The organism is Modestobacter marinus (assembly GCF_019799945.1).
GTDB classification, from domain to species: domain Bacteria; phylum Actinomycetota; class Actinomycetes; order Mycobacteriales; family Geodermatophilaceae; genus Modestobacter; species Modestobacter marinus_B.
Window position 1 is genome coordinate 54,731 of the sequence record NZ_JABGCH010000023.1, and the last position, 20,034, is coordinate 74,764.

Sequence of the window (20,034 nt, forward strand, 5' to 3'; positions counted from 1 at the left end):
GATGTCGTTGCGCACGAGGGCGGCGAACCGGACGAGCCGCCGGACCACCGGTCGCCCCGAGGACGAGAAGCTGCCCGTCGGGCAGCTGCTGGTCTACGGGACCCAGCACATCCTGACCATGTACGGCGGGGTCATCGCGCCGCCGCTCATCGTCGGCGGCGCCGCCGGGCTCTCCGGCACGGACCTTGCGCTGCTGGTGACCGCCGGGCTGTTCATCAGCGGCCTGGCCACCGTCCTGCAGACGATCGGCATCGGCCCGCTCGGCGCCCGGCTGCCGATCGTGCAGGGCATCTCCTTCGCCAGCGTCTCCACGATGGTCGCGATCGCCAGCGAGGGCGGCCTGCGCCCGGTCTTCGGGTCGATCATCGTCGCCGGCCTGATCGGCCTGGTGCTGTCGTCGTTCTTCGCCAAGCTGGTCCGGTTCTTCCCGCCGGTGGTCACCGGCACGATCATCACGGTGATCGGGCTCTCCCTGATGCCGGTGGCCTTCACGTGGGCCCAGGGCGGGGCGGGCGCGGCCGACTTCGGCTCGATGGGCAACATCGGCTTCGCCGGGCTGACGCTGCTGATCATCCTGGTGATCAGCCGGTTCTTCCAGGGCGCGATCTCCCGGCTGTCGATCCTGATCGGGATCGTGATCGGGACGGTGGTCGCCGCCGTGGTCGGCAAGGCGGACTTCTCCGGTGTCGGGGAGGGGTCGTTCGTCGCGCTGCCGCCGTTCATGCACTTCGGCAGCCCCACGTTCGAGATCGGCGCGATCATCTCGATGACCGTCGTGATCGTCGTGATCATGACCGAGACGACGGCGGACATCCTGGCCATCGGCGAGATCGTGGAGACCCCGGTGGACTCCCGCCGGGTCGCCGACGGGCTCCGCGCGGACATGCTCTCGACCACCGTCGCGCCGTTCTTCGGCACCTTCCCGGCCAGTGCGTTCGCCCAGAACGTCGGCCTGGTGGCACTGACGAGGATCAAGAGCCGCTACGTCGTCGCCACCGGCGGCCTCATCCTGGTCCTGCTGGGCCTGCTGCCGGTCGTCGGCCGGGTGGTCGCCGCCATCCCGCTGTCGGTCCTCGGCGGCGCCGGCATCGTCCTGTTCGGCACGGTGGCCGCCAGCGGCATCCGGACGCTGTCCCGGGTCGAGTACGGCGACGGCCTGAACCTGGTGATCGTCGCGACGGCCATCGGCGTCGGCATCATCCCGATCGCCGCCCCGGCCTTCTGGGACGCCTTCCCGACCTGGTTCGCCACGATCATGCACTCCGGGATCAGCGCCGCGGCCATCGTGGCGGTCGTGCTGAACCTCGTGTTCAACCACTTCCGGGCGGGGACCCGGCCAGGCGCCTCGGTCGCCGCCGCCGCCCCCGACGAGCGCGGCGTCGCCCCCGGCACGCCGGACGCCCCCGGGACGCCGGACGCCCCCGGCACCTCGCAGTCACCCGTGACCCGGTCGCACAGCGAGCACTGAGGGCGGTGGCACCCGCTGCCCGCCGGTCGTGACCCCGGCGGGCAGCGGGAGCCCCGCACCGCCCCGGCCCGGCCGCCGCCCCGCGTCGGCGGCACCGCACCCCATCCCCGCGCACCTCCTGAGAAGGGCAGCGACATGACCACCATCGCGTTCATCGGGCTCGGCATCATGGGCAGCCCGATGTCGGTCCACCTGGCCAAGGCCGGCTACGACGTCGTCGGCTACAACATCACCCCGAACCGCACCGGGCCGCTGGAGCAGGCCGGGGGCCGGGCCGCCGCCTCCACCGCGGAGGCGGTCGCCGGCGCCGACGTCGTCGCCGTCATGGTGCCCGACTCCCCGGACGTGCAGGCGGTGCTCACCAGGGACGACGGCGTCTTCAGCGCCGCCAAGCCCGGCACCCTGATCATCGACTTCTCCAGCATCCGCCCCGACGTCACCGCCGAGCTCAACCGGGAGGCCACCGAGCGCGGCTTCCGGCTGGTCGACGCCCCGGTCTCCGGCGGTGAGGCGGGCGCGGTCAACGCGGCCCTGTCGATCATGGTCGGGGGCACGCCCGAGGACTTCGCCGCCGCCAAGCCGGTCCTCGACGTGGTCGGGAAGACCGTCGTGCACGTCGGCCCGGCCGGGTCCGGGCAGACGGTCAAGGCGGCCAACCAACTCATCGTGGCCGCGAACATCCAGGTCCTGGCCGAGGCCGTGGTCTTCCTGGAGGCCTACGGGGTGGACACCACCGCGGCGCTGGAGGTGCTCGGCGGCGGGCTGGCCGGCTCCAGGGTGCTGGACCAGAAGAAGCAGAACATGCTCACCCGCTCGTTCGACCCCGGCTTCCGGATCGACCTGCACCACAAGGACCTCGGCATCGTGACCTCCGCCGCCCGCGAGGCCGGCGTGGTCGTGCCGGTGGGTGCCGTCGTCGCCCAGCTCATGGCCTCGGCCCGCGCCAACGGGGACGGCGGCCTGGACCACTCCGCGCTGCTCCGCGGGGTGGAACGACTCTCCGGCCAGACGCCGCGCTGACCCCGACCGACCCATCCGAGAGGAGCACGCCATGCCCCGCATGACAGCCGCCCGAGCCGCCGTCGAGATCCTCCGGCGGGAGGGCATCACGCACCTGTTCGGCCTCCCCGGCGCGGCGATCAACCCGTTCTACGCCGCGATGCGCGACCAGGGGGAGCTCACCCACGTGCTCGCCCGGCACGTCGAGGGCGCCTCGCACATGGCCGAGGGGTACACCCGCGCCGCCCCCGGCAACATCGGGGTCTGCATCGGGACCTCCGGCCCGGCCGGCACCGACATGATCACCGGGCTGTACTCCGCGTCGGCGGACTCGATCCCCATGCTGTGCATCACCGGGCAGGCGCCGGTGGCCCGGCTGCACAAGGAGGACTTCCAGGCCGTCGACATCAGCGCGATCGCCGGGCCGGTCACCAAGTGGGCCACCACCGTCCTGGAGCCGGCGCAGGTCCCCGGCGCGTTCCAGAAGGCCTTCCAGCTCATGCGGTCGGGCCGGCCGGGACCGGTGCTGCTCGACCTGCCGATCGACGTCCAGCTGGCCGAGATCGAGTTCGACCCGGAGACCTACGCGCCGCTGCCGGTGGCGACGCCGCGCGCCACCCGCGCCCAGGCGGAGAAGGCGCTGCGGATGCTGTGCGCGGCCGAGCGGCCGCTGCTGGTGGCCGGCGGCGGGATCGTCAACGCCGACGCCGCGGACCTGCTGGTCGAGTTCGCCGAGCTCACCGGCGTCCCGGTGGTCCCGACGCTGATGGGCTGGGGCACCATCCCCGACGACCACCCGCTGACCGCGGGGATGGTCGGCCTGCAGACCTCGCACCGCTACGGCAACGCCACGATGCTGGAGTCCGACTTCGTGCTCGGCATCGGCAACCGGTGGGCCAACCGGCACACCGGCGGGCTGGACACCTACACCCGCGGGCGCACGTTCGTGCACGTCGACATCGAGCCCACCCAGATCGGCCGGGTCTTCGCGCCCGACTTCGGCATCGTCTCCGACGCCCGGGCCGCCCTCGAGACCTTCGTCGAGGTGGCCCGGGAGCTGGCCGCGGCCGGGGAGCTGCCGGACCGCTTGGAGTGGGCGGAGTCCTGCCGGCAGCGCAAGCGCACGCTGCAGCGCCGGACCGACTTCGACGCCGTCCCGATCAAGCCGCAGCGGGTCTACCAGGAGATGAACCGGGCGTTCGGGCCCGAGACGGTCTTCGTGAGCACGATCGGGCTCTCCCAGATCCAGGCCGCGCAGCTGCTGCACGTCTACCGCCCGCGGCACTGGATCAACGCGGGCCAGGCCGGGCCGCTGGGCTGGACGGTGCCGGCCACCCTCGGGGTCGCGACGGCGCGGCCGGAGGCGACCGTGGTGGCGCTGTCCGGCGACTACGACTTCCAGTTCATGATCGAGGAGCTGGCGGTCGGCGCGCAGTTCCGCATCCCCTACGTGCACGTCCTGGTCAACAACGCCTACCTCGGGCTCATCCGGCAGAGCCAGCGGGGCTTCGACATGGACTACTGCGTGCAGCTGTCCTTCGAGAACCTCAACAGCCCGGAGATCGGCGCGTACGGGGTCGACCACGTCAAGGTCGTCGAGGGGCTGGGGTGCAAGGCGGTGCGGGTGTCCGAGCCCGACCAGATCCTGCCCGCGCTGGAGCAGGCCAAGAAGCTGATGGCCCAGCACCAGGTGCCGGTGGTCGTCGAGGTGATCCTGGAGCGGGTCACCAACGTCTCGATGGGCACCGAGATCGACGGCGTGGTCGAGTTCGAGGAGCTCGCCGAGCGGGCCGAGCACGCCCCCACGGCGATCGCCCTGCTGGACTGACCGGGCAGCCGCCGCCGTGACGACCGAGCTCATCGCCCCGGACGAGTTCCAGGGATCCCTCACCGCTGCCCAGGTGGGGGAGGCGGTCGCCACAGGGATCCGGCGGGCGCGCGCCGACGTGCAGGTCGCCGTCCTCCCCGTCGCCGACGGCGGGGACGGCACCCTCGCCGCCGGCTGCACCGCGGTGCCGGTGACCGCGACCGGCCCGACGGGCCGGCCGGTGGCGACCGCCTGCGCCCGGCGGGGCGACCTGGCGGTCGTGGAGATGGCCGACGTCTCCGGCCTGGCGCGGCTGCCCGACGGGCGGCCGGAACCGACGACGGCGACCAGCCGCGGCACCGGTGAGGTGATCGGTGCCGCGCTGGACGCCGGCTGCCGGCGGATCGTGCTGGGCATCGGCGGCAGCGCGAGCACCGACGGGGGCGCCGGCCTGGTGCAGGCGCTGGGGGCGCGGCTGCGGGACCGCACCGGCGCGGGGCTCGGCCCCGGCGGCGCCGCGCTGGCGGAGCTGGCCGCGGTGGACTTCGACCCGCTGCGCCGGCGACTGGCCGGCGTCGGGGTCACCGTCGCCTGCGACGTAGACAACCCGCTCGAGGCGCCGGCCGGCGTCGCGGCCGCCGGGCGGGCAGCCGGCGTCCCCGTCGTCGCCGTCTCCGGCCAGAGCGGGCTGACCGCCGCGCAGCTCCGGTCCGCCGTGATCAGCGCGGCCTACCCCCTCACCGATCTGGAACCCGATCTGCAACGGTGCATCACCGGACCGGCCCGCTGCTGGAACGGCTCGGCGAACAGCTGGCCCTCGAGCACCTGCCCTCCTGACCGCCCCGCATCGATAGAAGAGGACGACCGTGCCCGCCTCCACCGAGTTGGACCTGCTGATCCGCGCCCGCCGGATGATCGGTGCGTCGGGGGAACGGAGCGGCTCGGTCGGGGTGCGCGACGGCTCGATCGTCGCCGTCGAGCCGCTGGACGCCGACCTGGCCGCTGCCCGGGTGGTCGAGCTGGGCGAGGACGAGGTGCTGCTGCCCGGCCTGGTCGACACGCACGTGCACGTCAACGACCCCGGCCGCACCGAGTGGGAGGGGTTCGCCAGCGCCACCCGGGCCGCGGCGGCCGGCGGGGTGACCACGCTGGTCGACATGCCGCTGAACAGCATCCCGCCGACCGTCGACGTCGCGGCGCTGGAGGTCAAGCGGAAGACCGCCCAGGGGCAGTGCGCTGTCGACGTCGGGTTCTGGGGCGGCGCGGTGCCCGGCAACGTCGCCGACCTGCGCCCGCTGCACGACGCCGGGGTGTTCGGGTTCAAGAGCTTCCTGCTGGACTCCGGCGTGCCGGAGTTCCCGCCGCTGGACGACGACCAGCTGGCGGCCGCCATGCGGGAGATCGCTGCCTTCGACGGGCTGCTGATCGTGCACGCCGAGGACGCGCACACCATCGAGACGTCGCCGACGCCGCACGGCACCAGCTACCGGGACTTCCTGTCCTCCCGCCCCCGCGAGGCCGAGGACCGCGCCGTCGCGCGGCTGGTCGAGCTGGCCCGCGGCACCGGGTGCCGGGTGCACGTGCTGCACGTGTCCAGCGCCGCCGTGCTGCCGATGATCGCCTCGGCCCGCCGGGACGGACTGGCGGTCACGGCGGAGACCTGCCCGCACTACCTGAGCTTCCGCGCCGAGGACATCCCCGACGGCGCCACCCAGTACAAGTGCTGCCCGCCGATCCGCGAGGCGGCCAACCAGGACCTGCTGTGGCAGGGGCTGGCCGAGGGCACGATCGACACCGTCGTCTCCGACCACTCGCCGTCCACCGCCGACCTGAAGTGCCTGGACACCGGGGACTTCGGCGCCGCCTGGGGCGGCATCTCCTCGCTGCAGCTCGGTCTGCCGGCGGTCTGGACCGAGGCCCGGCAGCGCGGGCACGACCTGTCCGACGTGGTGCGCTGGATGTCCACGGCCCCGGCGCAGCTGGTCGGCCTCCCGCGCAAGGGCCGGATCGCGACCGGCGCCGACGCCGACCTCTGCGTGTTCGCCCCCGACGACACGTTCGTGGTGGACGTCGCCGCGCTGCACCACAAGAACCCGGTGACCCCGTATGCGGACCGCAGGCTGCAGGGCGTCGTCCGCAGCACCTGGCTGCGCGGTTCCCGCGTCGAGGACGGCGACCCCCGGGGCCGCTTCCTGGTCCGCGGCGCAGCCTGACCCGCATCCCACCACCATCGAGAGGAACCCCAGCGTGACGACGACGAGCCCCTACTACGCGCCCCGAGGCGGGCTGCCGGGGCAGACCGAGCTGACCACCAACCGGGCCATGTTCACCGAGGCCTACGCGGTGCTGCCCAAGGGGACGATGACCGACATCGTCACCAGCAACCTGCCGTTCTGGGAGCGCACCCGGCTGTGGGTGATCGCCCGGCCGCTGTCCGGCTTCGCGGAGACGTTCTCCCAGTACATCGTCGAGGTGTCCGAGGGTGGCGGCAGCGACCGGCCGGAGGTGGACCCCGGCGCCGAGGCCGTGCTCTTCGTGGTGGAGGGCGCCCTGCGACTGACGATCGGCGAGACGCAGCACCAGCTCCAGCCCGGCGGCTACGCGTTCCTCCCGCCCGGCGCCGCGTGGACGCTGCGCAACGAGCAGGCCGAGCCCGCCCGCTTCCACTGGATCCGCAAGGCCTACCAGCGCGTCGAGGGCGTCGACGTCCCCGAGGCGTTCGTGACCAACGAACGCGACATCGAGCCGATCCCGATGCCCGACACCGCGGGCACGTGGACGACGACCCGGTTCGTGGACCAGACCGACGTCCGGCACGACATGCACGTCAACATCGTCACCTTCGAGCCCGGGGGAGTGATCCCCTTCCCCGAGACGCACGTGATGGAGCACGGGCTGTACGTGCTGGAGGGCAAGGCCGTCTACCTGCTCAACCAGGACTGGGTCGAGGTCGAGGCCGGGGACTTCATGTGGCTGCGCGCCTTCTGCCCGCAGGCCTGCTACGCCGGCGGCCCCGGGCGGTTCCGCTACCTGCTGTACAAGGACGTCAACCGGCACGTGCAGCTGAGCCGGCAGTTCGTCTGAGTCCGCCCGTCGCCGGTGGAGCCGGCGCGCCCGGTCAGCGCGGCGCGTCCGCCTCCTGGCACCCCCGCCGGGGGCGCCGGGGGGCGGTTCGCCGCGGGCGGCGCCGCGGTCGCGTCGCCTCCCGCGGGGACCGCGTCGGCAGGCGCTGAGCGAGGGTCACCAGCTCGCTGAGACCGGTCAGCTGCAGCGGACGGAGCACCCTGCGGCGACCGCAGTGGAGCACCAGCCGGGCGGCTCTGCTCCGGCAACGGCGGTGCGCCGAGGCCAGCGAGGCGATCCCGGCCGCACCCAGGAAGGTCACCTGCTCCAGGTCGACGACCAGCTCGGTGAGCCCGCGCCGGTCGGTCTGGGACTGCAGGCACGCCTCCAGCAGTGGCGCGGTGAAGGCGTCGACCTCACCGACGACCTCGACGACCACCTGGTCGCGGGAACTCCCGGGCAGGACGGTCACCGACAGCAGCTGCTCCCGCTGCGGGACGGGGGGAAGGGCACGCGCCATGGGACTCCTCGGGACCTCGGACGGCCGAAGGCCGTGCCCCGACCGTCGCCCGCCCGGCACCTGCCGGGACAGCGCAGCCGCCGGTCAACTGGCGGCGGCCGACCTTGCCGACGACCGGCAAGGCGTCACCCCGGGGTCGTGCCGACCAGGTCGTCCAGGGGAACGTCGGCGTCGGTCAGCCGGGCGGGGTCCACGGACCGGCCGCTGCGGATCAGCCGCTGCAGCGGCTCGGTCACGTCCCACACGTTGACGTTCATCGCCGCGACGACCCGGCCCCCGGACAGCCAGAACGCGATGAAGGCCCGCTCCGCCAGGTCCCCGCGCACCACCACCTGGTCGTAGTCGCCGGGGGCGGCGTGGCCGCTGTACTCCATGCCCAGGTCGTACTGGTCGGTGAAGAAGTACGGCAGCCGGTCGTAGGCGTCCGTCCGGCCGAGCAGCGTCCGGGCCGCCGTCCGCGGCTGGTTCAGCGCGTTGGCCCAGTGCTCGACGCGGATCCGGCGGCCGAGCAGGGGATGGGTCGCGTTGGCGACGTCCCCCACGGCGAGGACGTCGTCGCGGGACGTCCGCAGGGCCGCGTCGACGGCGACGCCGTTGTCGACGGCCAGCCCGGCGCCGCGGGCCAGCTCGACGTTCGGGATGACGCCCACGCCCACCACGATCAGGTCGCCGGCGACCTCGCTGCCGTCGGAGAGGACCAGGATCCCGGCGGTGCCGCCGGCCGGTCCGGTCGGCCGGACGGCGGCGACGCCGACGCCGACGCGCAGGTCGACGCCGTGCTCCCGGTGCAGGTCGGCGAAGACGCCGGCGACCTCGGGACCCAGAACGCCCAACGGCACGGCCGCCTGCTCCAGGACGACGACGTCGGCGCCCGCCGTGCGGGCGGCGGCCGCGACCTCCAGGCCGATCCACCCCGCGCCGACGATGACCACCCGCACCCCGGGGCGCAGCGCGGCGCGCAGCCGGTCGCTGTCGTCGAGGGTGCGCAGGTACTGCAGGTCCACCTGGTCGGCGCCGGGGACGTCCAGCCGGCGCGGGGACGCCCCGGTGGCCAGGACGAGCTGCCCGAACGGCAGCCGCTCGCCGGTGTCCAGGACCAGTTCCCGCGTGGCCAGGTCGAGCGACTCGGCCCGCACGCCCAGCCGCAGGTCGACGTCGTGCTCGGCGTACCAGGTCTCCGGCTGGACGAAGACCGACTCGCGGGCCGCCGAGCCGAGGAGGTAGCCCTTGGACAGCGGCGGCCGCTCGTAGGGCAGGTGGCGTTCCGCGCCGACGAGGACGATCCGCTCGGCGAAGCCCTCCTCCCGCAGCGCCACGGCGGTCGTGGCACCCGCCAGGCTTGCTCCGACGACGGCGACCGTGTGCGACGACGTGGGCATGACGTCTCCTTCCGAGCCGGTGCGGGGTCTACCAGGGCGTGCCGGGGGCCGGGCGGGCGGTCGCGAGGCCGAGGAACTCGGCCCGGGAGCGCGCGTCCTCACGCAGCGTCCCGAGCAGGCTGGACGTGACGGTGCTGGTCCCGCCCGCGCGGACGCCGCGCAGCAACATGCACGAGTGCTCGGCCTCGACGACGACGCCGACACCGCGGGGGCGGAGGTGGGTCTGCAGCCACCCGGCGACCTGGACGGTCAGCCGTTCCTGCACCTGGGGACGCCGGGCGAACAGCTCCACGACCCGCGCGAGCTTGGACAGCCCGACGATGCGCTCGCCGGGCAGGTAGCCGACGTGCGCGACGCCGGTGAACGGCAGCATGTGGTGCTCGCACAGCGACTGCACCGGGATGGCGCCGGCCAGGACCAGCTCGTCGTAGCCCTCGTCGTTGTCGAAGGTCGTCAGGTTGAAGGGGCGGGGGGTGACCATCTCCGCGTAGGCCGAGGCCATCCGCCGCGGGGTGTCGGCCAGGTCGGGTCCGTCCGGCCGGATCCCGAGCGCGTCAAGGAACTCGGCGGCGGCGCGGGTGGCGCGACGGAGGTCCGGGCCCGCGGTCTCGTGCCGGACCGGCTGACGCACCGCGCCGCACAGCACGGCGACGTCGTCCACTCCGGCGCTGGCGGTCACCGGTCCCTCCTCGGCAGTGCCGCGGCCAACCGCGCGAGGGAGAGGGCTGTCAGCAGGAGGCCCACGTCCCGCAGCGCGACATCGTAGTGCTGACCGAGGAGGAGCAGGTTGCCGATGATGCCCGCCAGCCAGGCGGCCACCACCAGTCCGCCGATCCGCGGGCGAACGGCGACCAGCAGGCCCGCGAGGACCTCCACCACGCCCACCGCGAGCATCGCCTGGTGCGCCGACCCCGGGATCAGCGCGTCGACCTGGGGGGCCAGGTACTGCGACCAGTCGGTGAGCAGGTCGGTGGCCTTGTCCAGGCCGAAGACGATCGGCAGCACCGTGAACCCGGTGCGGAGGAGCACGAGCACCTGTCGGTCGGCCCGGGATCGGGTGTCCGGTGCCGAGGAGACGGACATCCTGTCGTGCAGCGTCATTCCTGCCCCCCTCTAAAGGACGATGAGGGGAACGATAGAAGCTCGACGCTCTTACGACAACAGTCTTCTCCGTTAGAATTCAGCGGTGGACACGGACGAGGACCTGGCCGCGCGGATCGCCGGCGTGAGCGTGCTGGCCGACCCGGTCCGGCGGGCGCTGTACCGGTTCGTCGCCGCCCAGGACGAGCCGGTCAGCCGCGACCAGGCGGCCGCGGGGACCGCGCTGCCCCGGCACACGGCCAAGTTCCACCTCGACCGCCTGGTGGAGGAGGGTCTGCTCGACACGGAGTACCGCCGCCTGTCCGGACGGCGCGGCCCCGGGGCCGGCCGGCCGGCGAAGCTCTACCGGCGGTCGGCGCGAGAGCTCGACGTCAGCGTGCCGGAGCGGCGCTACGACGCGGCGGGACGGGTCCTGGCCGACGCGGTCACGCGGTCCGCCGCCGAGGAGATCCCGGTGATGGCGGCGGTGGAGGCGGCCGCCGCGGACGCCGGACACCGGCTGGCGGCGAGCGTGCCGGTTCCCGACGGCGCGGACGGCCCGGACCGGCTCGTCGCCGTCCTGGCCGGGTGCGGCTACGAGCCCCGGGTCGACGGCGGGTCCGTCGTCCTGGCCAACTGCCCGTTCCACGCGCTCGCCAGGGACCACACCGCGCTGGTCTGCGGCATGAACCTGCACATGCTGAGCGCCCTGGTGGCGGAGCTCGGATGCCCCGACCTGCAGGCCGTCCTCGATCCCGCGCCCGGGCGCTGCTGCGTGCGAGTGGGGCCCCGCGCCGGGGGATGATCAGCGGAGCGACGGCGCTGGGGACCTCATCGCCGGGCCCGCTTCCGCAACAGCTCCGCCTGCTCCTGCTTCAGGCTGACGAAGGACTGTCGGACGTAGTCCTCAATTCCCTTCGGGTGCGGGATGAGGGAGGTGTGGCGCGTGAAGTCGTCGTCCTTCCATCGGGACAGGACGACGTCGTAACCCACGGTGTGCGCGCAGAAGTCGAGCAGGCGGTCGGGCATCCGGTCGTCGACGAGCAGGTGGGCCTTGGTGACGACCAGTTCGTGGATCCGGCGGTTGCCGGGCTGGAAGACGGTCTCGACCCATGATCGCCAGGCGGCCAGTTCGGCCTCGCTGTGCCGCACGCCCTCTGCGAAGAAGCTGGAGCGCCCCGGTGCGTAGTGGGCCACGAACGTCTCGTACGCCCGGCGGTTGGACTCCAGGGTGGCCAGCATCGGACCGTAGAGCTCACCGAGCTGTGCGGCGAGGCGGTTGAGCCGAGCCTGTTGCCGGTTCAGACGCGCGCTGTTCAGGTAGGCCAGGAGTCCCGCGGTCACCGTGACGATCACAGCGCTCGCGCCCGCTGCCCACGCCTGGCTCATGAGAGTCGCCCCTCCGCCACCCTGGAGATGTTCCTCTGCGCGAGGTGGCGGAGGAATTGAGGCGCTGCCTCGCGACACGAGCCCTTGCGCCGGTCGTCGTCATGAGTAACGTACAACCCCGTGGTTGTACATCAGCTGGGTCCGGTCGACATCGACCGGGTGTTCGCCGCCCTGGCCGACGCGACCCGCCGCGACATCGTCACGCGGGTGCTCCAGCAGGAGGCATCGGTCTCGGTGCTCGCCCGCAACTACGACATGAGTTTCGCCGCGGTCCAGAAGCACGTGGCGGTGCTCGAGCGGGCGCAACTGGTGAGCAAGCACCGCCGCGGACGGGAGCAGATCGTCCGCGGCGACGTCGGCACCGTCCGGGCAGCCGCACGGCTGCTCGGGAACCTCGAGGAGCTGTGGCGGAGCCGCATCGACCGCCTCGAGCAGGTCCTCGACGAGCCCTCCGGAGGAGATCCGCCATGCCCGTCGTCAGCACCACGCCCGACACCGAGCAGCTGACCCTCACCGTCGTCGCCGAGTTCGCCGCTCCGCCGGAGCGGGTGTGGCAGCTGTGGACGGACCCGCGTCAGCTGGAGCGCTGGTGGGGACCGCCCACCTGGCCAGCCACGTTCACCCAGCACGACGTCGCGGTCGACGGCAGCTCCCGCTACTTCATGACCGGCCCGGACGGCGAGAAGGCGCACGGCTGGTGGCGTTTCCTCGCGATCGACGAGCCCCGCTCCCTGGAGTTCGAGGACGGGTTCTCCGACGACTCCGGGACACCGTCGCCGGACATGCCGGTGATCCGGGCGCGCGTCGAGCTGGCCGAGGCCGCGGACGGCACCCGGATGACCGTGGTGTCCCGGTTCGCCACCGAGGAGCAGATGAACCAGCTCACGGAGATGGGCATGGTCGAGGGGATGACCGAGGCGATGGGCCAGATCGACGCGCTGCTGCTCGCCAAGGTCTGAGGGCCGGCGGCCGGCCGGTCAGCGCGCGTCGCGCTCCTGGCGGAGCTGTTCCTCCAGCAGGCGCAGCGCGCGCTCCCCGGCCGGCCCCTCCTGCCGCAGCCCGGCCACCATCTGCTCGCTCACGGACTCCCCGGCGGGCAGTGGCGGCAGCAGCGGCACCGCCGGGTCGACGATCGCCTCGAGCACGACGGGGCGGTCGGCCGCCAGCGCCTCGTCCCAGGCGTCGCCGACCCGCGCGGGGTCGTCCACCCGGATCCCGCGCAGGCCGACCAGGTCGGCGTAGCCGGCGTAGGGGAAGTCCGGCAGCTGCTGGCTCGCCCGGAACCGCGGGTCGCCCTCCGTCTCCCGCTGCTCCCAGCTCACCTCGGCGAGGTCCCGGTTGTGCAGCACCAGGACGACGAAGCGCGGGTCGGCCCAGTCCCGCCAGCGGGCGGCCACGGTGATCAGCTCCGCGATGCCGTTCATCTGCATCGCACCGTCACCGGCGAGCGCGACCACCGGCCGGTCCGGGGCGGCGAGCTTCGCGGCGATGCCGTACGGCAGGGCCGAGCCCATGCTCGCCAGCGTCGAGGACAGGTGCGCCGGCACGCCGGGCGGCAGGACGAGGTGCCGGGCGTACCAGTAGACGACGGAGCCGACGTCGACGCTGACCTGCGCGTCGCCCGGCAACCGGGCGGACAGCTCCCGGACGACGAGCTCCGGGTTCAGCGGCTCCGCCGGGAGCTGTGCCCGCGCCGCGGCGAGCGCGTGCCAGCGCGCCGTCTGCTCCGCGACCCGCTTCGGCCAGGCGTCGTCGGTCCGCTCGCGCAGCAGCGGCAGCAGTGCGCGCAGCGTCTCCGCGGCGTCGCCGGGGAGCCCGACCTCGATCGGGTACCGGTTGCCCAGCACCGCCGGGTCGAGGTCGACCTGGACGGCCCGGGCCTGGCCGGGAGCCGGGTAGAACTCCGTCCACGGGTCGTTGCTGCCGACCACGAGCAGGGTGTCGCACTCGGACATCAGGAACGCGCTCGCGCTGGTGCCCAGGTGGCCCATCACCCCGACGCTGCGGTCCAGCCGCTCGTCAACGTAGGGCTTGCCGAGCAGGCTGGTGGCCACCCCGGCGCCGAGCCGGTCGGCGACCTCCTGCACCAGGTCCCCGGCGTCGCGCGCCCCCTGGCCGACGAGCAGGGCGACCCGCTCGCCGGCGTCCAGCACGTCCGCGGCCTGCCGCAGGTCCTCGTCGTGCGGTCGCACCCGCGGTCGGCGCCATTCCGGCGTGGTCGGGACGACGCCGTGCTCGTGGGGGAGCGGCTCTCCGGCGGGCTCCTTCTGCACGTCGTGCGGCAGGACGACCGCGCACGGCTGCCGGGTCGACAGCGCGGTGCGGAAGGCCTGGTCGAGCACGAGCGGGGCGTGCTCGGGGGCGAGCACGGTCTGCACGTAACCGGTGGCGCTGCCGAACAGCGCCTGCAGGTCCAGGCCCTGCTGGTAGCCGGTCCCCAGCGCGGTGGTCTGCTGCTGGCCGACGAGGGCGACCACCGGGACGTGGTCGAGCTTGGCGTCGAAGAGCCCGTTGAGCAGGTGGACGGCCCCGGGGCCCTGGGTGGCGACGACGACGCCCACCGAACCGGTGTACTTGGCGTGCCCGACGGCCATCAGGGCTGCGTTCTCCTCGTGCCGCGCCTGGACGAACTCGATCTCGTCGCCGGCCCGCCGCAGCGCTCCCAGCACCGGGTTGATGCCGTCGCCGGCGTGGCCGAACAGCCGCCGCACGCCCCAGGCGCGGAGCCGCTGCACCACGAGGTCGGCGAGGAGCTGCGGGTCGGACTGGTCACTGCCGGGCTCGCCCACGCGTACTCCCTGTGCCTGCCCGGGCCGCTCCCGGACGCCGTCCCCGCCCTACCCGGAGCGGTCGCGACCACGCGAGGAGGGAGGTGTCAGGACGGCGGGAGCACGCGGGGCGCGAACACCTCGTCGATCGGTCGCGGGCCGACGTACTGCCGGCAGGCACAGGCCACCCACGTGTGCCCGGCCCACTTGCCGCGCTTGGTGTAGGTGTCCCTGGCGACCTCGGCGTGGCAGGTGCCGCGCTCGGGATCGTGCTGGCTGAGCGGGTGCCCGCAGCTGCACACCGCCTGCGGGACCACGGGTCCGCGCGGAGCCCGCCGGCCCAGCCGGCCGGCGACGAAGCCGACCGCGAGCAGGACGCCACCGACCACCAGGCTCACCGGGTCCACCCGTGCACCACCCCCTCGAGGCCACCCACGGTAGCGCCCCGGGCAGGGGTCCGGCGGAACCGATGATTGGCGGACTGTGACCCGGGGCACACACAGAGCGTGAGCGCGTACGCCGTCGGGTTCGCCCGGCCAGACCGTCGTTCCTGGGCCCAGCCCGTCGACCAGCCGATGTCGTGGCACGCGGTCGAGGCGCACCGTCCGGTCGACGAGCTGGACGGCGAGGTCGAGCTGGCGGTGTGCGGCGCGATCGTGCAGGTCTGGGGCAACCAGGACTGGGAGCGGGTCAGCGCCGGCCGCAGCAGCTGCGCGGAATGCGTACGCCGGACGGCGCCGGCGCTCCGGCACGCCGGCTGAACGCAGGTCAGATCGACTGCGGCGGGTCCGGCGGCGCCTCCCGGCGCGACGCGCGCCGCCCGGTGATCGCCGAGATGCCGGTGATCTCCCGGCCGACGATCAGCGCCTGCACGTGGTCGGTGCCCTCGAAGGTGTAAATGGCCTCGATGTCGGCGTGGTGCCGGGCGATGTGGTGCTCCAGCAAGATCCCGTCCCCGCCGAACAGGTCGCGGGCGTCGGCGATGACCTGCCGGGCCTTCTTCGCGTTGTTCATCTTGGCCATCGACGCCATGGCCGCGGTCATCCGGCCCTCGTCGGCGAGCGTCGACAGCCGCCAGCACAGCAGCTGCATGCTGGTGATCTCGGCGAGCATGCGGGCGAGCTTCTCCTGCACCAGCTGGTAGCCGGCGATCGGCTGGCCGAACTGCTCCCGCCGCAGGGTGTGCGCCAGGGCCAGCTCGTAGGCGGCCTCCGCGATCCCCAGCGCGCGCCAGGCCACCGTGTACCGGGTGCGGTCCAGCACGAGCGAGACGTCCTTGAACGACCGGCAGTTCGCCAGCCGGTTCTCCGCCGGCACCCGCACCCCGTCGAGGATGATCTCGGCCTGCCACACCGCCCGCAGCGCGGTCTTGCCGGTCATCCGGGTCGCGGTCCAGCCGGCCGACCCCTTCGGGACGACGTAGCCGCCGACGTCCCCCTGCTCGTCGCGGGCCCAGATGAGCACCAGGTCGGCGATGGTGCCGTTGCCGATCCACTTCTTCGCGCCGGTGAGCACGTACTCGTCGCCGTCCCGCCGGGCCCGGGTCTCCAGCGCCACCGCGTCCGAGCCGTGCTGTGGCTCGGTCAGCCCGAACGCCCCGATCGTCTCTAGCCGGGCCATCGCCGGCAGCCACCGCTCGCGCTGCTCCTCGCTGCCCAGCATCGCGATCGACTGCATGGCCAGGAAGCTGTGCACGCCGTAGAAGGTGCCCAGGCTGCCGTCGGCCCGGGCCCACTCGGCGGCGACCAGCCCGGCGGCCACGGCGCTCATGCCGGGCGAGCCGTAGCCCTGCACCGTGCCGCCGGCGATGCCGAGCTCGGCGATCTTGGGGACCAGCTCGTGCGGGAACTCCGCCCGCTCCCAGAAGTCGTTGATGACCGGGGTGACCTCGCGGGCGCAGAAGTCGCGGACCCGGTCGCGGACCTCGATCTCGGCCGGGTCCAACAGGTCCTCGACGGCGTAGAAGTCGGTGGTGGCGCGGCTCACCGTGCGGACGCTACGCGGGGCCGGTCAGCGTCGTTCCAGGACACCGCGCAGGTAGCCGGCCTGCCCGGCGTGCTGCAGATCGTCGGTGATCACGCTGACCAGCCGGACGCCGAGGGTCACCGGCGGGTCCCAGCGGCGGTCGACGACCCGGTCGAGGTCCTCGGCGGTCACCGTCTGCAGGAACTCCGCCGTCCGCCGGTGCACGTCGGCGTGGTAGCTGACGAGCAGCTGCGGATCGGTGATCCGGGTGGCCGCGACGTCGTCCGCGTTGAAGCCGTAGCCGGTCGCGGCCGCGTCGAACGGCAGCGCGAAGCGGTCGACCCATCCGTCCTCGGTGTGGCTCTGCGGCCGGCCGGCCACCTCGGCGACGTGGTCGTCCTGGATCCGGGTGAGGTGCCAGACCAGCCAGGCGATGGTGTTCGCGCCGGCGCCGATGCGCGCGGTGAGCAGCTCCGGGTCGATGCCCTCGACGGCTCCGCGGACGGCGTCCTCGACGTTGTCGAAGGCGTTGAGCAGCAGCTCGCGCGACTCCATGGGCGGTGGCCGTCAGCGGCCCGCGACGGTCGGGAGGAGGTCGCTGTCGGCGGGCAGCAGGGTGCTGAGCAGTCGCGCGGTCATCTCCAGGGTGGGCAGGTGGCGGACCAGGCTGCGCGGCTGGGCCCGGGCGGAGATGCCGCAGAGGGTGCCGAAGACCCGGAGGTCATGCGTCACGAGCGGCACGCCGACGTAGGCGGCGATCCGGTCGCTGAAGGGGTGCGGTGTGACCAGACCCTGGTAGGCGGGGATCGCGGCCGTGACCGTCGCGACCCGTGGACCCAGTCCGGCGACCATCTTCCGGCAGAACGACTGGTCCCAGGGGACGACGGCGCCCACGAGGACCTGATCCCGCGGGTGTGCGTCGAGCACCCTCTGATGTTCCCCCTCCAGGTGGGTGACCAGCCAGACGTCGAGCCCGACGATGCGGTGCAGGAACTCCAGGGCACCGTGGGCGGCCGTCTGCCAGTCCGGGAACGGTGCGACGTCTTCCACGCGGAGCGGGGCGGCCATGGCCGAGTTCTAGGGCTCCGCCCGCGGTGGGTCAATGGTGACAAGAGCGCTGTGACCGGAGCGTTTCGATACCGGGAAGGCTCTTACTCTGCGCGATCATCTGCTCGCCCAGCGCTGTCTGAGGCGTCGACGACGGTCGCGGTCTCCGGCTCGGCGGTGGCGGTTCGGACTGCCCAGCGCGTCAGTGCAGCCCAGGGAATTCGCAGCCTCGCCTCTCCCGCCATCGGGCTCGTTCACCGGCTGCCGGCGGAGAGGTGTCGTTCTCTCGGTCGGCGATCTCCGGCCACATGTCAGAGGGCTCATGGAATTCCGTGGTCACGGACGATCCGGGCGATCCACGATTTGTCTTGCAGCCATCGCGATCACGTTACGAAGGCGCGTTGACGGGAACGGCTGGACGCGATGCCGATGACCTTCAGCGACGTCCTTCCTATCCACGGAGGGCGATCCGAACGGGGGCATCAGCGGATTCGTAGCGGGCCGTCGTCGGCCGCCTGTCGATCGTGGACGGACCCCGAGCCAGGGCTGGCCCCCTGCTCAGAGACGAGTCGACATTTCTCCGGTGGCCCGATCCGCACCATCCCCGCGCAATTGTCGACGCCGCCCCCGTCGAGCGCCCCTGCGCCCGCGTTCGCCCCCTCGGCGAGCGCGCTGTGGCCACTCGCGGGGGAGTGGAGGGTCCTGCCGAGCTGCAGGGCTGCCCCCGCCGGGCCATCGCGCTCATCGGAGCCGCCCACGTTCTCTGCGCCAGGGCGAGCCCCCCGCGGTCCAGGAAGAGCAATGTCGAATGCAGTATCGCCCCACCACGAGAGAGACATCTCGAGATCCCGTTCGTCGGCGTGCGCCGCGCCGGTCTGTGTCACCATTTCTCACCGTTGACCGGCCGGTCGGTCGATGCCCGAGTCGGCAGACCAGCCCTACGTCCGATCACCCTTTGTGCGCCCTTCGCGCCTTACGGTAGCCCGCGTCGCGAAACTGCTTTCCACGGGTGGTCGGCAGGGGCTGGTCAGCGAGGTCCTTGTCGCTATACCTTCCCTTCCGGCCGTGGCAGTTGCCGTCTTCTACCATCGAGGGGCGATCGTGAGAAAGATCAACATCGCGACGGGAGTTGCGCTCGCGCTCGTCGCGCCGGTCATCGGCGCGGCGCCGGCCCTGGCCGAGGAGAGCCGGACCTACGAGGGGACGGTCACCGAGATCATCGACGGGGACTCGATCCGGGTGAGCGGCATCGGGGGCGCAGTGCGGCTCATCGGGGTCTCCGCCACCGAACCCGGGGGGTGCTACTACGCCGAGGCGAGGGACTTCGCCGCGGACCAGCTCCTCGGGAAGGGGGTGACCCTGCAGACCGACACCGTCAACGACCAGACGGACCACCGGCTGTTCGCCTACGTCTACGTCGACGGCGAGCTGTTCAACCTGAAGACGGTCCGCCAGGGCTATGCCCGAGAGCGGTCGTACGGGCCCGACTACGAGCTCCGCTCACAGATCCGGGATGCGCAGCGTCAGGCCAAGGCCGAAGACATCGGTCGCTGGCACGACTGCTGATCCCGGCAGTCATCCGTCAAGCCCGGGGTGATCGCCTGCTCGACGCGCGCTGGCTGACGTGTCGAACAGGGTCACGGTGTCCGGCTCGGCCGTGAACGGGTTGGCCCACTCGGACGGCGCCGAGGTGATCGGCTGTGCGTCGATGACCACCGTGAACGGAGCACCGGGGTAGATCGCCAGCACCCGGGAGGCCGAACTGATCGTCTCGGTGTGCTCGAGGACCTCGCCGCGGCGCAGCAGCCGCGTCGTCCGCCGGCCGTACAGCTCCTCGCCGACCTCGGCGACCCACCCGGCCCCCTCGTGGGTGAAGGAGATCGCCCGCACGCGCTCGTGGAGCGGCGCGGGAGCGCAGCCGGCGAACTCGGCGAAGGCGCCGTAGAGCCGCTCGGCCTGCTCGTCGTCGTTGGCGCGGGGGATGAAGAAGGCGACCATGCCGGGATCATCGCCGAGGGCACCGACAGGACGCCGCCTACCGCTGGGCCAGCCGCCGCCGCAGCAGTGCCTCCTCCCGCCGCAGGTCGGACAGCACGAGTTCCTCGACGGCGCCCTGCGCCTGCTTCTTGATGAACGGTGCGTCCACCTCCGCTGCGCCGGTGACCGTGGAGCGGGTGCCGCCGCCGTCGACCGGGACGAGCCGCCGCTCGCCCCGGAGTCGCACCGTGCGGCCGAAGACCTGCGCCCGCACGTCCAGGACGGCGCGGTGGCCACCGGCGCCGTCCGCCGACCAGGACTGCCGTTCGAGCACCGAGACCGAGTCGCCGACGAAGCGGGCGAAGAGCGGCGGGATGCCGGCCGTGGAGGCCAGCAGGCGCAGCTCGGTCGAGGGTCCGGGGCCCACCTGCAGGAACTCCACCGGGGTGCCGAGGTCGGCGGCGCGTTCCCGCAGGAACGTCTCGTCGCTGAGGACGGCGAGCACCGCGTCCGGGTCGGTGGGGAGGTCCGCGCTGGTGTCGATGGGCACGCCCCATCGTCGGCCCGACGGG

The 20,034-nt window shown here is 73.1% G+C and carries 22 protein-coding genes and 1 pseudogene; 11 read left to right on the top strand and 12 right to left on the bottom strand.

What is annotated here, in order from left to right; translation table 11 throughout:
- Position 1 precedes the first annotated feature (1 nt).
- The 6 genes and pseudogenes from HK417_RS17830 (at position 2) to HK417_RS17855 (ending at position 7,358) form a co-directional block, all read left to right on the top strand.
- A complete protein-coding gene (locus HK417_RS17830) occupies positions 2–1,468 on the top strand; it encodes a nucleobase:cation symporter-2 family protein (RefSeq protein WP_222268984.1) in 1,467 nt (488 codons plus the stop codon).
- Positions 1,469–1,603: 135 nt separating this feature from the next.
- Positions 1,604–2,488, top strand: coding sequence for a 2-hydroxy-3-oxopropionate reductase (locus HK417_RS17835; RefSeq protein ID WP_222268987.1), 885 nt, complete (start codon positions 1,604–1,606; stop codon positions 2,486–2,488).
- A 31-nt stretch (positions 2,489–2,519) separates the two neighbouring features.
- Positions 2,520–4,295, top strand: coding sequence for a glyoxylate carboligase (gene gcl, locus HK417_RS17840; RefSeq protein WP_222268990.1), 1,776 nt, complete (start codon positions 2,520–2,522; stop codon positions 4,293–4,295).
- A gap of 73 nt (positions 4,296–4,368) precedes the next feature.
- Positions 4,369–4,851: pseudogene (locus HK417_RS26995) on the top strand (glycerate kinase); the annotation flags it as partial.
- A 289-nt stretch (positions 4,852–5,140) separates the two neighbouring features.
- Positions 5,141–6,487 carry an allantoinase AllB gene (gene allB, locus HK417_RS17850; RefSeq protein WP_308123678.1) on the top strand — a complete coding sequence of 449 codons (1,347 nt, stop codon included), beginning with the start codon at positions 5,141–5,143 and terminating at the stop codon, positions 6,485–6,487.
- 34 nt (positions 6,488–6,521) lie between these two features.
- Entirely contained in the window at positions 6,522–7,358 is an 837-nt protein-coding gene (locus HK417_RS17855) for a bifunctional allantoicase/(S)-ureidoglycine aminohydrolase (protein WP_222268993.1), read from the top strand.
- A 34-nt stretch (positions 7,359–7,392) separates the two neighbouring features.
- Here the strand turns inward: HK417_RS17855 and HK417_RS17860 are convergent, their stop codons facing one another.
- From HK417_RS17860 to HK417_RS17875, 4 genes are all read right to left on the bottom strand, one after another.
- A complete protein-coding gene (locus HK417_RS17860) occupies positions 7,393–7,857 on the bottom strand; it encodes an STAS domain-containing protein (protein WP_222268996.1) in 465 nt (154 codons plus the stop codon).
- Between the two features lie 125 nt (positions 7,858–7,982).
- Positions 7,983–9,236 (bottom strand): NAD(P)/FAD-dependent oxidoreductase, encoded by a 1,254-nt coding sequence (locus HK417_RS17865; RefSeq protein ID WP_222268999.1) that lies wholly within the window; start codon positions 9,234–9,236, stop codon positions 7,983–7,985.
- Positions 9,237–9,264: 28 nt separating this feature from the next.
- Positions 9,265–9,915, bottom strand: coding sequence for a GTP cyclohydrolase I (gene folE / locus HK417_RS17870; RefSeq protein ID WP_308123679.1), 651 nt, complete (start codon positions 9,913–9,915; stop codon positions 9,265–9,267).
- On the bottom strand, positions 9,912–10,337 hold the full coding sequence (locus HK417_RS17875) for a hypothetical protein (protein WP_222269002.1): 426 nt from the start codon (positions 10,335–10,337) through the stop codon (positions 9,912–9,914). Before HK417_RS17875 ends, folE begins: the two co-directional genes overlap by 4 nt.
- 85 nt (positions 10,338–10,422) lie before the next feature.
- Between HK417_RS17875 and HK417_RS17880 the strand changes: the two genes are divergently transcribed.
- On the top strand, positions 10,423–11,121 hold the full coding sequence (locus tag HK417_RS17880; protein WP_222269006.1) for a helix-turn-helix transcriptional regulator: 699 nt from the start codon (positions 10,423–10,425) through the stop codon (positions 11,119–11,121).
- A gap of 26 nt (positions 11,122–11,147) precedes the next feature.
- Here the strand turns inward: HK417_RS17880 and HK417_RS17885 are convergent, their stop codons facing one another.
- Positions 11,148–11,705, bottom strand: a complete 558-nt coding sequence (locus tag HK417_RS17885) for a hypothetical protein (RefSeq protein WP_222269009.1) — start codon at positions 11,703–11,705, stop codon at positions 11,148–11,150.
- 120 nt (positions 11,706–11,825) lie between these two features.
- Between HK417_RS17885 and HK417_RS17890 the strand changes: the two genes are divergently transcribed.
- Both HK417_RS17890 and HK417_RS17895 read left to right on the top strand, forming a co-directional pair.
- Positions 11,826–12,212, top strand: a complete 387-nt coding sequence (locus HK417_RS17890; RefSeq protein WP_222269012.1) for an ArsR/SmtB family transcription factor — start codon at positions 11,826–11,828, stop codon at positions 12,210–12,212.
- Positions 12,173–12,664, top strand: coding sequence for an SRPBCC family protein (locus HK417_RS17895; RefSeq protein WP_222269015.1), 492 nt, complete (start codon positions 12,173–12,175; stop codon positions 12,662–12,664). The genes HK417_RS17890 and HK417_RS17895 overlap by 40 nt, the downstream gene beginning before the upstream one ends.
- Before the next feature lie 18 nt (positions 12,665–12,682).
- Here the strand turns inward: HK417_RS17895 and HK417_RS17900 are convergent, their stop codons facing one another.
- Together HK417_RS17900 and HK417_RS17905 are read right to left on the bottom strand one after the other, a co-directional pair.
- The gene (locus tag HK417_RS17900) at positions 12,683–14,494 is read right to left on the bottom strand and encodes a thiamine pyrophosphate-requiring protein (protein WP_222269018.1); all 1,812 of its coding nucleotides are present in this window, start codon (positions 14,492–14,494) and stop codon (positions 12,683–12,685) included.
- 86 nt (positions 14,495–14,580) lie between these two features.
- Entirely contained in the window at positions 14,581–14,880 is a 300-nt protein-coding gene (locus HK417_RS17905) for a hypothetical protein (protein WP_222269021.1), read from the bottom strand.
- A 99-nt stretch (positions 14,881–14,979) separates the two neighbouring features.
- Here HK417_RS17905 and HK417_RS17910 point away from each other — a divergent pair, with 99 nt between their 5' ends.
- Complete coding sequence (locus HK417_RS17910; protein ID WP_222269024.1) at positions 14,980–15,234, top strand: hypothetical protein; 255 nt, start codon at positions 14,980–14,982, stop codon at positions 15,232–15,234.
- A 7-nt stretch (positions 15,235–15,241) separates the two neighbouring features.
- On the opposite strand, the gene HK417_RS17915 is transcribed toward HK417_RS17910, so the two are convergent.
- Genes HK417_RS17915 through HK417_RS17925 form a run of 3 tightly spaced genes read right to left on the bottom strand, consistent with a single transcriptional unit; the run spans position 15,242 to position 17,506 of the window.
- Entirely contained in the window at positions 15,242–16,459 is a 1,218-nt protein-coding gene (locus tag HK417_RS17915; RefSeq protein ID WP_222269027.1) for an acyl-CoA dehydrogenase family protein, read from the bottom strand.
- A gap of 24 nt (positions 16,460–16,483) precedes the next feature.
- Positions 16,484–16,993: a mycothiol transferase gene (locus HK417_RS17920; RefSeq protein ID WP_222269030.1), complete on the bottom strand. Its 510-nt coding sequence runs from the start codon at positions 16,991–16,993 to the stop codon at positions 16,484–16,486.
- A 12-nt stretch (positions 16,994–17,005) separates the two neighbouring features.
- Positions 17,006–17,506, bottom strand: coding sequence for a histidine kinase (locus tag HK417_RS17925; RefSeq protein WP_222269032.1), 501 nt, complete (start codon positions 17,504–17,506; stop codon positions 17,006–17,008).
- A 1,080-nt stretch (positions 17,507–18,586) separates the two neighbouring features.
- Here HK417_RS17925 and HK417_RS17930 point away from each other — a divergent pair.
- Complete coding sequence (locus HK417_RS17930) at positions 18,587–19,051, top strand: thermonuclease family protein (protein WP_222269035.1); 465 nt, start codon at positions 18,587–18,589, stop codon at positions 19,049–19,051.
- Between the two features lie 9 nt (positions 19,052–19,060).
- Here HK417_RS17930 and HK417_RS17935 read toward each other — a convergent pair whose 3' ends face one another.
- Positions 19,061–19,483, bottom strand: a complete 423-nt coding sequence (locus tag HK417_RS17935; protein ID WP_222269038.1) for a hypothetical protein — start codon at positions 19,481–19,483, stop codon at positions 19,061–19,063.
- Between the two features lie 37 nt (positions 19,484–19,520).
- A complete protein-coding gene (locus HK417_RS17940; protein WP_222269041.1) occupies positions 19,521–20,012 on the bottom strand; it encodes a DUF2505 domain-containing protein in 492 nt (163 codons plus the stop codon).
- Positions 20,013–20,034: the final 22 nt, after the last annotated feature.